Annotated in this window: 10 protein-coding genes; 1 reads left to right on the plus strand and 9 read right to left on the minus strand. The window is 67.4% G+C overall.

From position 1 onward, the window contains the following. Positions 1–174: 174 nt before the first annotated feature. The 5 genes from Y704_RS19595 to Y704_RS0107060 all read right to left on the minus strand — a co-directional run bounded on the left by Y704_RS19595 (position 175) and on the right by Y704_RS0107060 (position 5,992). Positions 175–1,881 carry a sensor histidine kinase gene (locus Y704_RS19595; RefSeq protein ID WP_051476788.1) on the minus strand — a complete coding sequence of 569 codons (1,707 nt, stop codon included), beginning with the start codon at positions 1,879–1,881 and terminating at the stop codon, positions 175–177. A gap of 8 nt (positions 1,882–1,889) precedes the next feature. Then, positions 1,890–3,266 carry a Na+/H+ antiporter NhaA gene (gene nhaA, locus Y704_RS0107045; RefSeq protein ID WP_026549593.1) on the minus strand — a complete coding sequence of 459 codons (1,377 nt, stop codon included), beginning with the start codon at positions 3,264–3,266 and terminating at the stop codon, positions 1,890–1,892. A gap of 44 nt (positions 3,267–3,310) precedes the next feature. Then, positions 3,311–3,532 (minus strand): SCO4848 family membrane protein, encoded by a 222-nt coding sequence (locus Y704_RS0107050; RefSeq protein ID WP_026549594.1) that lies wholly within the window; start codon positions 3,530–3,532, stop codon positions 3,311–3,313. Positions 3,533–3,574: 42 nt separating this feature from the next. Beyond that, on the minus strand, positions 3,575–4,072 hold the full coding sequence (locus tag Y704_RS0107055; protein WP_026549595.1) for a DUF2505 domain-containing protein: 498 nt from the start codon (positions 4,070–4,072) through the stop codon (positions 3,575–3,577). Positions 4,073–4,174: 102 nt separating this feature from the next. Then, positions 4,175–5,992, minus strand: coding sequence for a hypothetical protein (locus tag Y704_RS0107060; protein ID WP_051476789.1), 1,818 nt, complete (start codon positions 5,990–5,992; stop codon positions 4,175–4,177). Between the two features lie 299 nt (positions 5,993–6,291). Here Y704_RS0107060 and mfd point away from each other — a divergent pair, with 299 nt between their 5' ends. Then, positions 6,292–9,891, plus strand: a complete 3,600-nt coding sequence (mfd, locus tag Y704_RS0107065; protein WP_026549597.1) for a transcription-repair coupling factor — start codon at positions 6,292–6,294, stop codon at positions 9,889–9,891. A gap of 48 nt (positions 9,892–9,939) precedes the next feature. Here the strand turns inward: mfd and Y704_RS19600 are convergent, their stop codons facing one another. Genes Y704_RS19600 through Y704_RS0107085 form a run of 4 tightly spaced genes read right to left on the minus strand, consistent with a single transcriptional unit; the run spans position 9,940 to position 13,575 of the window. Beyond that, a complete protein-coding gene (locus Y704_RS19600) occupies positions 9,940–10,224 on the minus strand; it encodes a hypothetical protein (protein WP_035771919.1) in 285 nt (94 codons plus the stop codon). A gap of 36 nt (positions 10,225–10,260) precedes the next feature. Then, on the minus strand, positions 10,261–10,941 hold the full coding sequence (deoC, locus tag Y704_RS0107075) for a deoxyribose-phosphate aldolase (protein WP_026549598.1): 681 nt from the start codon (positions 10,939–10,941) through the stop codon (positions 10,261–10,263). 49 nt (positions 10,942–10,990) lie between these two features. Beyond that, positions 10,991–12,727, minus strand: a complete 1,737-nt coding sequence (locus Y704_RS0107080) for a phospho-sugar mutase (RefSeq protein WP_026549599.1) — start codon at positions 12,725–12,727, stop codon at positions 10,991–10,993. A gap of 50 nt (positions 12,728–12,777) precedes the next feature. Continuing rightward, positions 12,778–13,575, minus strand: a complete 798-nt coding sequence (locus Y704_RS0107085; RefSeq protein ID WP_026549600.1) for a purine-nucleoside phosphorylase — start codon at positions 13,573–13,575, stop codon at positions 12,778–12,780. Positions 13,576–13,628: the final 53 nt, after the last annotated feature.

Genomic DNA, 13,628 nt, shown 5'->3' on the forward strand with positions numbered 1-13,628 from the left:
TCAGGAAGATACCTACCCGCTGACACCACGGCGGCCGCGTACAGCGCATTCACCTGCGGCGGGAAGGTTGGGAAGATTGTGGAGCCTCTGCTGTCGGGCGGTCTTTGCGGGCACACGTCGCGCGTCTCGGGAGGTGATGTCTGCGGGAGATCGTCAAGGGCCCGACAAGCAATGCTACAGGCTGGCCGCGGCTTTACTGTCCTTGAGGATTTCCGCGATGGCACGGCTGTCCTGCGGGAACCGTATCGTGAAGGTGCTCCCGACGCCGGGTTCGCTGGTCACGGAAATGGTGCCGTCATGCTCGATCACGATGGTCTTCGTAATCAGGAGACCCAGGCCGACGCCGGGCACTGTCGAGGTGCGGACGGAGGGAGAGCGGAAGAATCGGTCGAAGACCTGGCTGAGGTCGGCCGAATCGATCCCTATTCCCGTGTCGGTCACCTCGAGACGCAGGCAGCCGTTCTCGACCGCCGCCGCCAGCGTGATGGTCCCGCCGCGGCGGTTGTACTTCACCGCGTTCGAGATCAGATTGTCCACCGCTTGGGCGAGGCGGCCCGGGTCGGCCACGGCCATCAGCTCCGGCGGTGCCGCGTTCACCACGTCCACTCCCGCCCGCGCTGCCTTCACCTGCACCGAACTCACGGCCTCCGAAAGGATGCGGCCGACATCGCACAGTTCCCGCTGCACCTTGAATGTTCCGGCATTGATCGCCAGGAGGTCCTCGACGAGTTGCTCGAGCCGGAGCGCATTGCGCCGGGCCACTTCCAGATAGCCGTGCACCGCGGGAGGGAGGCTCCCCCCGCCCTCGAGCGTGAGTTCAAGGTAACCGAGAATCGAGGTGAGCGGCGTGCGGAACTCGTGGGAGACATTCGAGAGGAAGTCGTCCTTCGCCTGAAGGGCCAGCGCAAGGTCGGTGACATCCATGAAGGAGATCACTGTTCCGGCGACGGCGCCGTCCTCGTCGATCATGGACCGTGAGGAGACCGACAGCGACCGCTGGTTGCGGCCTCCGCCAAGCCAGACCTGCTCGGCGGTGAGGCCCTCGCCCAGCACGGCCCTCCTCACCGGCCGCTCGTCCGGAGGAAGGAGGGTTTCCCTGTCCGGCCCGTAGACGAGGAGCTGCGCCTCGTTCGGGTCGTCGTTGCCGGGCGGCGCTGATGCCGCGTGCACGGACCGCTGCCGGGCGTTCATCAGGATGTCGTGGCCGTCGGCGTCCACCGCGAGCACTCCGACGTCGACGGTCTCAAGGACTGTGCTGAGGAGCCGCTCACGCTTGCTGCCGGCCTCGTTGCTCGCGCGAAGTGCCGCCTGCGAAGCCCACAACGCCTCCTGCTGGTTGCGGCGGTCGCTGGTCAGGGCAGCGACGAATACGGCAAGCCCGGTGAGCATGATCGGTAAGAGGAACGGCTGGACGAAGTTCCGGAGGGACAGGTTGTCCTCCGTGAGAAGCAGAGGTACCCAGACCAGCGAGACGGAGCCGACGAACGCGGTACCGACGGCCCCCGCGATGGGAATCCGCGAGGCCGCAAGCCAGACTACAGGGAAAGCTGCGAGCAGGCCGACGCCGCTCAGACTCTCGCCGGCTCCGGAACGGATGAAACCGAGCGCAACGAAATCCAGCAGGGGGATGATGAGGGCTGCGCGGACCGGCACCGCGGACCAGGGGGTGGCCAGGCACGCCCCCAGCACCACCAAATGCACGAGCAGGCCGGTGACCAGGGCTTCACTCTCCAGCAGCCGCGGATTCTGGATGAGCCCGAGGATCACCGTGAGGAAAAGGGTGATGGTGAGGGCGGTCTCACTGAGCACGATTCTGCGGCGGCGGCCCGGATGCCGTCCGGGCACACCCGGACCGATGGGGTGCTGTGCAGGATCGGCCATCGGACCTTTCAACGGTCCCGTTCTTCGAAGGCGTCGGGTACGCCGTCCGAGTCGGAATCGATCGTGTCGGCGTCGTTGATCCGTGCATAACGCTTGTTGCGGATGCGCAGCACTACGGTGGCCAGCAGCGCCGATGTCACGGAGGCCGTCAGGATGGCCACCTTGGCGTTGTCCTGGTGCTCGGTGCCTGCACCGAAGCTGAGATCGTTGACCAGCAGGGAGACCGTGAAGCCCACGCCGGCCAGGATGCCGACACCGAGGATGTCCCACCAGCTGAGCCCCGGATCCAGGGTCGCCTTCGTGGTCTTGGTGACGGCCCACGTGGTGAGGAGAATGCCGACCGGCTTGCCCAGGACGAGGCCGAGCACGATCCCGACCAGCACGGGGTCTCCCAGCGCCGACACGAATCCTTCCACGCCGCCGACCGTGACGCCGGCCGAGAAGAAGGCGAACAGGGGTACGGCGATGCCTGTGGACAGGGGCCGGAACCGGTGCTCAAGGATCTCTGCGAGGCCCGGTTTGTTGGGGCGGGGGAGGGCGACTTTGCCGTGTTTCTTCCTCAGCACCGGAACCAGGAAACCGAGGAGTACTCCCGCGACGGTGGCATGGACACCCGAGGCGTGCATGAGCGCCCAGGTGGCTATTCCCAGCGGCAGGAGGATGAGCCAGGCGGGGCCCGTGCTTGAACCGAAGAATTTGGCCTTCTTCTGTGCCAGCAGACCGAAAAGCCCTAGCGGGAGCAGCATCCACAGCAGGAAGTTCAGCTGCACATCCTCCGAATAGAAAAAGGCGATGATGGCGATGGCGATGAGGTCATCCACTACCGCGAGGGTCAGCAGGAAGATCCGCAGGGCGGCGGGCAGGTGGGAACTGATCACTGCCAGGACAGCAAGGGCGAACGCGATGTCCGTCGCGGTGGGAATCGCCCAGCCGCGCAGCGTGTCGGGGGAGGACAGGTTGACCGCCGTATAGATCAGGGCCGGGACGAGCACACCGCCGGCTGCTGCTGCGACGGGAACGATGGCACGGCTGACCTTGCGGAGGTCACCCGCGACGAACTCACGCTTGAGTTCAAGACCTATCAGGAAGAAGAAGATGGCGAGCAGTCCGTCGGAGGCCCACTTGCCGACGGTCAGGCTGAGGTGCCAGGGCTCATAGCCGAACTCGAAGTCCCGGATGGCGAAGTAGGAGTCCGAGAACGGAGAATTCGCCCAGATCAGTGCCAGGACCGCCGCGATCAGGAGCAGGATCCCGCCTACTGTCTCCTTGCGGAGGATCTCGTTGATGCGGAGGTACTCGGGATAACTGCCGCGCTGGAGGACGACAGGCCTCGCGCCGTGCAGTCTGTCCGGCACCGGAGAATCGGTCGGCGGTCCGTCACTCATGAGTGGCTCCTTGATCTGTGCTTGGTCTGCAGTGTCCGGCAGGACTAACCTGCCAGCGCCCGCACGCCGATGATTGCCGTCGCCAGACCCAGAATCATCGACGTCGAGATGAGCATCAGGTGCACCGTCAGGAAGCGGGTGGGTGCTCCCTTCCCATCCCGGGCGCGGGGGTCCTTGAGGATACGCCGGAGGAACGGCGGCCACACGATCAGCGTCCAGACTCCGGCAAGAATCAGGACGAGGGCGAGGGGTGTAGGCAGTGACACGGTCGGTGCTCCCGGCGAAGGTAGGTTCGGTGGTGGGTGTCGTCAGCGGTTACTGAGCCAGCGTTGCGCTTCCTCGGCCTGGACACTGAGGGCCTTGCCGATCATCGGCTCGGCAGCACCGGCAACCTTGCCACCGAGGAAGGGGATGGAGGAGGTGACCGACCCCTGGAGGTCGATCCGTGTCGATTCGCCCTCAGCGATGAGGCTCTGCACGGCCGCCACGTTGAGGGGTACCCCCGCGACCGTCATCTCGACCTGCGCCTGGCGGGATCCATCGGCGTCGGGTGTTGTCCAGTGCTCGGTCTGGGTGACGGTGAGGGTCTCGCCGACGAACTTCCGCGCCATGTCAGGCAGGCGGTCTGTAGGCATGGTGCGCACCGCGACGAGCGTGAACGCGCCGGAGGTGTCGCCGTCGAGCATCATGGACTCCAGCGAGCCGCCCGCCTTCCGGCTCATGTGCTCCAGGAAGCCCTTGTCGGTGAAAACCTCGATGACTGTCGGCACGGTGTAGGGCAGGGTGGTCGAGGCGCTCAGGGCCATGGCTTCTCCGGGGGTGGTGTGGGGCGGTTTTCTTCAGCAATCCTACGGCCTTGTTCCGCCTGATGGTGGTCGACGGCGGGGTCGTCGTCCGGGCACGAGGGGCTATTGATAGGAGACGAACCAGGGCGTGGGCTGGACATCGGTGAACGTCTGTTCCGGAGTGAAGGTGGGGGAATCCTCGTCGTAGAAGTTCTTCCAGCCCATCCGGATTTCCGGTTGCAGGCCTTTGCGGAGCACGTTCCAGGTCTCCAGCTTCTCGCGCGGTGTTCCGTGCCCGTCAGCATGTAGGCTGATCGCCAGCTCGGTGCGGCTGACATCGACGGCATCCCGATCGGGAATCATGCCCAGGTTGAACTGGTGCAGGATCAGGAGTTTCTGCGGGAGGTTGTTGTCCCGGGTGAGGTCCGCCAGCCAGGTGGACGTCTCATTGATCTCGGCGGCGGTCACCGAACCGATCTGCTCGAGTGGCCGTTGACCCGGTGCGAGCCGCCATTCGGCATCGAGGGCGAGTCCCACGTGCGGCCGTTTCAGCAGCTCTTCATACAGCTTCGCCTGGTCAGGGAAGCTGCTTCCGCCGGACTGCAGATCCAGGACCACGTAGACGCCCGCTTCTTCCGCGGCGTCGATCCAGGGCTCGAGGTCCTCCGGCCGGGTCTCGGTGGAGTAATCGCCGTCGGCTCCCGCGTCAGCACTTGCGACGGTGGTGATGATCTCGAAGGCGGGGATCACCGGTTCGCTGCTGTGGGGGGCGTAGAGCGCCGCGGTGTCCTGGGCGCGTCGGATGGCGGCGTCAATTCCCTGCTCCCCGAGCACGCCCAGGCTTCCACCGCTCGGGTGGCCGTACAGGGCAACCATCCTCCGGCCGGGAAAGACGGTCTGCCCGCCACCCGGCAATTCCGGCGCTTCGAGGGCGACGGCGGTATGCGCCGCGAAGGTGCCCTGGTCGCCGAAATCATCACCGACACCGAATACCGCACGGTCCCGGTGCTCGCGCAGGAAGGCGATGGTCTTTGGATCGGCGCGCGGATCGGCCTCCGCGACCACCCGGACGAGGGCGCCGGCGGCGCGTGCGGTGGCGACCGCTCCGGCTGACGCGGGGTCCGTGGTGGTGAGGACGACGGCGTGTGCCGGCTCCTGCGCTCGGGCGAAGTCCGGCAGTAGGGCCTGGACCTTGCCGGAATCGGAGCTTGTCGCCGGAGCCTGGCCTGTTGCTGGATTCGCCGGAGCGGCAGGGGACGAGGGTGTCGGTGCCTGCGATATCGCCTGCGAGGACCCTTGTGCCGGTGCCGGTGCCGGTGGCGCCACCACCGGAAGTGTGAGGTCCTCACCCGGCTGCGCAGCGGCGATCACGTCGACAAGCGCGCCGGGCTCGACGGTCGAAGCCTGGACCGTCAACTGGAGGTTCTCCTGGAAGCCCGCGACATCGTCTGGACCCTTGACCTGCTGCAGTCCGCCCACGACCGGCTCCCATCCTGCCGCAGGCGTTCCGAACAGCACGACCGATCCGGCGCCGAGCCGCTCAAGTTCCGCCGGAACGCCCGATTCGCCGCCGGGAGAATCGACCACCAGCAGCGGCACGCCAAGCCCCGCCGCCGCCGTGGCGGCGGGCCCGATGAGGGCTGCCGGTTCATCTGGCGATCGATCAAGTCCGTCGTCGGCAAGAACCACGGCCACCGGGCTGGAGGCGAAGAAGGCCCGGCTCGCGGCGAGCGAGGACGCTCCTGCACCGGAAGAAAAGACTGCGGGGGACTCCGGTGTCGGCACGAGCACCACCGCTTCCGGGGCGGCTTCGGCTTCGACGGGTGCCGTGCCGGGAGCCGGATTCCCGTCGGTCGTGCAGCCGGACAGGGCAAGCGTGAGACCCAGGACCAGGGGTGCAACCCGGCGTCCCAAAGGAGCGGGCCGGGCTGACGGCGGCAACGGCGGTATGGAGAAGATGCGGTCCTACTTTCCGTACAGCCCCAGCCGCACGTTCGGAGGAGAACAGGGACTCCCAGTATGACGCAGAACGCCACTGGTGCGGCTGCACAATACTGGTGCACTGCCTGCCGCTGCAGTACCTACCGCTTGTCCCGGCACCCGGCACCCGGCACCCGGCACCCGGCACCCGGCAACGCGAACCGACAGGGTTGCGCGGTACGCTTGAAGCATCCCCGGACTTCGCTGAATTCCGGGCTTTCGTGGTGTCGCCACCACCTTGAGGACGAGGAGCCGGAGACATGGGTTTGAACGGACTGCGCGCCGCGCTGATCGAGGACGCCTCCTACGCGCGCGTCCGCGCCAACGCTTCCCGGTCCGGTGACGAGCGGAGCACCGACCTGCAGATCGGAGCGCCCGCAGGGCTTCGCGCACCGCTCCTCGCGGAGATAGTGGATGGCCTGCGCGACGCCGCCGGTCCCACCGACCCGTCCGTCACGCCTCCGGTGGTCGTGGCAGTCACCGCGACCGGCCGCGAAACGGAGGATCTCGCCGGTGCGCTGCGCAGCTATCTGCCCGCATCGGAGATCGAGGAGTTCCCCAGCTGGGAAACGCTCCCGCACGAGCGGCTCTCCCCGCGCTCCGACACCGTGGGTCGCCGCCTTTCGGTGCTCCGCCGCCTTGCCCATCCCGGCGGCTCGCCCATCCGCGTGATCGTCGCTCCCATCCGGGCGGTCGTCCAGCCCCTCGTCGCGGGTCTGGGAGACCTTGAGCCGGTGTCGCTGAAAGTGGGGGATGAGATGGCCTTCACGGCGGTGGTCACAGCGCTCGCCGACGCCGCCTACGCCCGTGTGGACATGGTCACGCACCGCGGGGAGTTCGCTGTCCGTGGTGGCATCATCGATGTCTTCCCGCCGACCGAGGACCACCCGCTCCGGATCGAGTTCTTCGGCGACGAGGTGGAGGCGATGCGGTGGTTCGCCGTCGCCGACCAGCGCTCCCTCACCTCAGGAGAACCTCCGACGGCGCTGTACGCGCCGCCGTGTCGCGAAATCCTCATTACGCCGTCGGTGATGTCGCGGGCCGCGCGCCTGGGGCCGCAACTGCCCGCTGCAGCCGCCATGCTCGAGAAGATCGCCGGTGGGATCACCGTAGAGGGCATGGAATCCCTCGCACCCGTCCTGGTGGATGCGATGGTGCCGTTCGCAGGCGAGCTGCCTGCCGGGTCCATCGCCGTCATCATCGAGCCCGAGAAGGTGCGCGCGCGTGCCCATGACCTCGCGGCAACCAATGAGGAGTTCCTTGCTGCGGCATGGTCCACGGCCTCCGAGGGGGGTGCGGCACCGCTCGACCTCAGCGGTGAGCTGGGCACCGACCTGCAGGCCGCCAGCTTCCGGTCACTGACCGACACCCGGGCCACCGCGCTGGCCAATGACGTCGCCTGGTGGGCCATCACGTCCTTCGGGACGGACGAGGAACTCTCCGACGTCGATACCTTCACACTGCAGGCGCGTGAACCCCGCGGCTACCAGGGGGATGTCGCCGAGATGATGGACTTCATCGGCGGCCGGGTCCGCGACTCCTGGCGCGTGGTGGTGGCCACCGAGGGCCCGGGGCCGGCACAGCGGCTGGCGGAGCTGTTCCACGACAACGACATCCCCACCAGTCGCGTCGAGTCGCTCGAGAAGCTGCCGCAGCCCGGCATCATCGAGATCACGACGGCGTGCGCGGGCCGCGGTTTCGTGGTGGACGGACTGAAGATCGGCCTGCTGACCGAAGCCGACCTCCTCGGCCGCACCAGTGCCGCCGGCACGCGGGACATGCGCAAGATGCCCTCGAGGCGCCGCAACGCGGTCGACCCGCTGCAGCTCAAGGAGGGCGACTTCGTGGTGCATGAGCAGCACGGCGTGGCGAGGTTCGTCGAGCTGATGCAGCGGTCCACCGGAGCCGGCCCCACCAGGACCATCCGCGAATACCTGGTGCTGGAGTACGCGCCGTCCAAACGGGGCGCCCCGGGCGACCGCCTGTTCGTGCCCACCGACCAGCTGGACCAGGTCACCCGGTACGTGGGCGGCGACGCCCCGGCCCTGAGCAAGATGGGCGGCTCGGACTGGAGCAAGACCAAGAACCAGGCACGGAAGGCCGTCAAGGAGATTGCCGGGGAGCTGATCCGGCTGTATTCCGCGAGGATGGCCTCCCGCGGGCATGCATTCGCTCCGGACACGCCGTGGCAGCGTGAACTCGAGGAGGCGTTCCCCTACGTCGAGACCCCTGACCAGCTGACCACGATCAACGAGGTCAAGGCGGACATGGAGCGCGAGGTTCCGATGGACCGGCTGGTCTCCGGCGACGTCGGCTACGGCAAGACGGAGATCGCGGTCCGCGCGGCGTTCAAGGCCGTGCAGGACGGCAAGCAGGTTGCCGTCCTGGTGCCCACCACGCTGCTGGTGCAGCAGCACTTCGAGACGTTCTCCGAGCGCTTCTCCGGCTTCCCCGTGCGGGTGCGGCCGATGTCGCGCTTCCAGAGCACCAAGGAGTCGCGCGAGACGGCGGAGGGGCTGGTGTCAGGTGCCGTCGACGTCGTCATCGGTACCCACCGGCTGCTGTCGAAGGAGATGGAGTTCAAGGACCTGGGGCTCGTGATCGTGGACGAGGAGCAGCGGTTCGGCGTGGAGCACAAGGAAGCGCTCAAGAAAATGCGCACCAACGTGGATGTGCTGGCCATGAGCGCCACTCCTATTCCACGCACCCTCGAGATGTCGCTGACCGGTATCCGCGAAACATCCACCCTGGCCACGCCGCCGGAGGAGAGGCACCCGGTCCTCACCTATGTGGGCCCGTACACCGACAAGCAGGCCTCCGCGGCCATCCGGCGTGAGCTCATGCGGGAGGGCCAGGTGTTCTTCGTCCACAACCGGGTGTCCTCGATCGACCGCACTGCGGCGCATCTGAAGGAGCTCGTCCCCGAAGCGCGGGTCGCCGTGGCGCACGGGCAGATGAGTGAGTCGCGGCTGGAGCAGATCATCGTCGACTTCTGGGAGAAGCGCTTCGACGTGCTGGTGTGCACCACCATCATCGAGACCGGGCTGGACATCTCCAACGCCAACACGCTGATCGTGGACCGGGCCGATTCCTACGGTCTGTCACAGCTGCACCAGCTGCGCGGACGGGTGGGGCGCGGACGCGAGCGCGCCTACGCCTACTTCCTCTACCCGTCGGAGAAGCCGCTCGGCGAGATCGCCCTCGAGCGTCTGAAGGCAGTGGCCTCCCATAACGAACTCGGCGCGGGTATGCAGCTGGCGCTGAAGGACCTCGAGATCCGCGGGGCGGGCAACATGCTGGGTGGAGAGCAGTCCGGCCATATCCAGGGCGTCGGCTTCGATCTCTACATCCGGCTGGTGGGCGAGGCGGTGGCGAACTTCCGCGGCGAGGCCGAGGAGAAGGCCGCCGAGATGAAGATCGAACTTCCGGTCAATGCGCACCTTCCGCACGACTATGTGCCGGGGGAGCGCCTTCGCCTCGAGGCCTACCGCAAGCTCGCCTCCGCGCTCACGCACGAGGCGATCGACGGCGTCGTCGCGGAGTTGGGGGACCGGTACGGGGAGCCGCCCGCCGCCGTCGGGAACCTCATTGCCGTGGCCCGTTTCCGGGTGGCCGCGCGTGCGGTGGGCCTCACCGACGTGGCGCTCCAGGGAAACTTCATCAAGTTCGCTCCGGCGGACCTGCCCGAGTCCAAGCAGATGCGCCTGGCCCGTATGTACCCGGGGGCGTCGATCAAGCCGGCGCTCAACGCGGTGCTGGTGCCGAAGCCGAAGACCGCTCGAATCGGTGGCCGCGACCTCGTGGACGCCGAGATCCTCCAGTGGACGCAGACCGTTTTGGAGTCGATCTTCACCCCATAGGCCGCTGCGCTGCTCCGGCAAGCGACACCGAAGCAGTGGTGCGGCAGGCTAGGAATCGACCTTTGCCGAGGTTTCCTTCTTGTCGGTCCGGTTGCCCTCGGCAAGGTCGTATCCGGTGTCCGCACGGCCGATGATGCCCTGCGGAATGAAGAACGCCAGGAAGGCAAGACCGATGCATACCCCGAAAGGCCAGACGTTGGTGCCGTCGGACCACGTGAGGACGTACACGCCGAGGAGGAACATGCCGAACATCAGGGCGAACACCAGGATGTTGCTGACCAGATGTCCCCTTCCGGCGTTGGCGGGGGACTGGTTGTCTGCTTTCTGCGCCATGCGAAAACTCCTCGGAGATCAAAAACCGTCGTGCCGTCAGTAACCTGCGGCGCCCTGTTCACCCTTAACGATAGCGACTCCTGAGCTCGCGCCGATCCGCGTTGCGCCGGCGTCGATCAGAGCCCGCGCGTCCTCGAGCGAACGGACACCGCCCGAGGCTTTGACGCCGAGGTCCGGTCCCACGGCTTTGCGCATCAGCGCGATGTCCTCGACGGTCGCGCCTCCGCCGTTGAAGCCCGTCGACGTCTTCACGAAATCGGCTCCGGCGGCCACGGCAGCCGTGCAGGCAAGGACTTTCTGCTCATCCGTCAGCAACGAGGTCTCGATGATCACTTTCAGGATAGCCCCGCCTTCGTGGACGGCGTCAGCCACCGCCCGGATCTCGAGTTCCAGTGCTTCAGCATCCTGCGCCCGCGCTGCGGCGATGTTGATGACCATGTCGATCTCGTCGGCGCCGTCAGCCACCGCACCGCGGGCCTCGACGACCTTCACCTCGGGAGGGGTGGCCCCGAGCGGGAAGCCGATCACCGAGCAGGTGAGAACACCGCTTCCCTTCAGGGCGGTGTGGACGGTGCCTACCCACAACGGATTCACGCAGACGGATTTGAACCGGTATTCCGCGGCCTCGGCACACACCGAAAGGATCTGCTCCCGGCTCGCTTCGGGCTTCAGGAGGGTGGAGTCGATGTAGGACGCAAGGGAAATGTCGCTGGGCATGGATCCATCTTTCCACGGGATCAGACTTCCCCCGGGACGTCGGGACAACTCAGAAACCCAGCGCCGTTCCGACGTCGATCCTCACGGCATCGAGCCGGGCGCGGGCCGTCGCTTTGGCGTCCCGGAGCGCGGCAGCGGAGCCGGCCGGCTCCACCACTTCGAGGTAGCACTTGAGCTTCGGCTCGGTGCCGCTCGGCCGGATGATCACCCGGGTAGAATCCCGCGTCAGGTACAGCAGGCCGTCGGTGGGAGGCAGGGCATCCGAACCCTGTGCGAGGTCCTGCAGGGTGTCCACAGGTGAACCGGCGAAGGACTGCGGCGGGTCTTTCCGGAGACGTTCCATCAGGACGCCGAGCGACCCCAGGTTCGCCACGCGCACCGACACCTGATCCGCCGCGTGGAGCCCGTGGGCCAGGAAGGCGTCGTCGAGCAGGTCGAAGAGGGTTCGTCCGCCTGCCTTCGTCGCCGCGGCAAGTTCGGCGAGGAGCAGGGCGGCGGAGATGCCGTCCTTGTCGCGGACCATGCCGGGCGCCACACAGTAACCGAGCGCTTCCTCGTAGCCGTAGGCAAGGTTCCGGACGCGGGCGATCCATTTGAAACCGGTCAGCGTCTGGACGTGGGCGATGCCGGCGGCCGCTGCAATTTTCCCCAGGAGCCGTGATGACACGATCGAATTCGCGAAGACCCGCGATGCTCCGGGAACGGCGGGAAGCCGTGCAGCAAGGTGCAGTCCCAGGAGCGTCCCCACCTCGTCACCGCGGAGCATCCTCCACGACCCGGTCGAGGGGTCCACTGCCGCAAGCGCCACGCGGTCAGCATCGGGGTCGTTGGCGATGACGAGGTCGGCACCGGCGGCGGCTGCCGTCTCGAGCGCGAGGTCCAGGGCGCCGGGCTCTTCGGGATTCGGAAACGCGACCGTGGGAAAGTCTGGGTCGGGCTCGGCCTGCTCCGCCACCAGCGTCACGTCGTCGAAGCCTGCGGCAGCCAGGACCGCCCGGGCAGTGCGGCCGCCCACGCCGTGCAGCGGAGTGAGGACGATCCGCAGGTCCCGTGCGGGCGACGCCGGGTCGGCCAGCGCCGCAACAGCGGTGACGTAGTCCTTCTCCAGGGATTCGGGGAGTACGTTCCAGCCGGCCGGCGCGAGCCTGACCGTGGCAAGTGCTCCGACCGCGGCGATGGAGGACGCAATGCCGACGTCGTGCGGCGCAACGATCTGCACACCGCGGGCATCCTCCTCGACGGCACGGCCGCCCAGGTACACCTTGTAGCCGTTGTCCTCAGGAGGATTATGGCTCGCCGTCACCATGATCCCCACCTCGCACTGCAGGGCCCTCACCGCGTAGGCGAGCACCGGGGTGGGGAGCGCGGACGGCAGGAGGAAGGTCTCCATGCCGGCCGCCGTGAAGATCGCGGCGGTCTCCTCAGCGAAGACCTTCGAGTTGTACCGGGCGTCGTAGCCGATCACCGCGCGCGGCACGTAGGGGGTACCGGAGCCGTCCGCAAGACGCAGGGCGTGTGCCGCCACACCGGCGGCGGCACGGCGCACGACGACGCGGTTCATGCGGTTGGGACCCGCACCCAGGGCGGCGCGCAGTCCGGCGGTGCCGAAGAGCAGCGGACCGGAGAAACGGTCGAGGAGTTCCTGCTCGGCCGCGGCGCCGGGGTGCTCGGCCGACCGCACACGGGCCACGAGGGCGAGGAGCTCCTCGGCGGTGGCGGCATCGGGATCTGCTGCTGCCCATGCCTCGGCCTGGGCCAGCAGGGAATCAAGCTCGGGGTGGACCATAGGAACCTAACGGAGGGCGGAATGTACGGGCGGAGGGATAACTGCTGTCCCTACAGCTTGGCGACGATGTCCGCGAGCAACCGGGAGATTCGGGGTCCGGCGGCGTGGCCGGCCTCGAGAACCTCGGAATGGCTGAGGGGCACCGGACTGATGCCGGCAGCGAGATTGGTCACGAGCGAGATGCCGAACACCTCCATGCCTGCGTGGCGTGCCGCGATCGCCTCGAGCGCGGTGGACATTCCCACGAGGTCGGCACCGATCCGCTTCGCGTACTGCACCTCTGCCGGGGTCTCGTAGTGCGGGCCGGGGAACTGTGCGTAGACGCCCTGCTCCAGTGAGGGGTCGACCGCAAGCGCCAGCCGGCGCAGGCGCTCGGAGTAGAGGTCGGTGAGATCCACGAAGGTTGCGCCCTCAAGCGGCGAGGACGCTGTCAGGTTGAGGTGGTCGCTGATCAGCACCGGAGTGCCGGGCTGCCAGTGCTCCTTCAGCCCGCCGCACCCGTTGGTGAGGATCAGGGTCCCCACGCCGGCGGCGGCTGCGGTGCGCACCCCATGGACCACGGCCCGGACGCCCTTGCCCTCGTAGAAGTGCGTGCGCGCGCCGAGCACGAGCGCACGCTTACCCGTGGGGGTGAGTACCGAACGGATGGTTCCCACGTGGCCGGCGACGGCGGGGGCGGAGAACCCGGGAACCTCGGACGCATCGAGGCTGGCAGTGGTCTCGCCGATCAACCCGGCGGCCTCACTCCAGCCGGATCCCAGCACCAGGGCGATGTCGTGGGATTGGACGCCGGTGGCGCGGGCAAGATGGTCAGCGGCGCTGCGGGCCAGGTCAAATGGATCATTCATCACCGGTACAACTTACCCTCCCGCCGTGTTTTGAGCCGCCGCCGTGAATAAGG

The organism is Arthrobacter sp. Br18 (assembly GCF_000520555.1).
Taxonomy (GTDB): Bacteria; Actinomycetota; Actinomycetes; order Actinomycetales; family Micrococcaceae; genus Arthrobacter_D.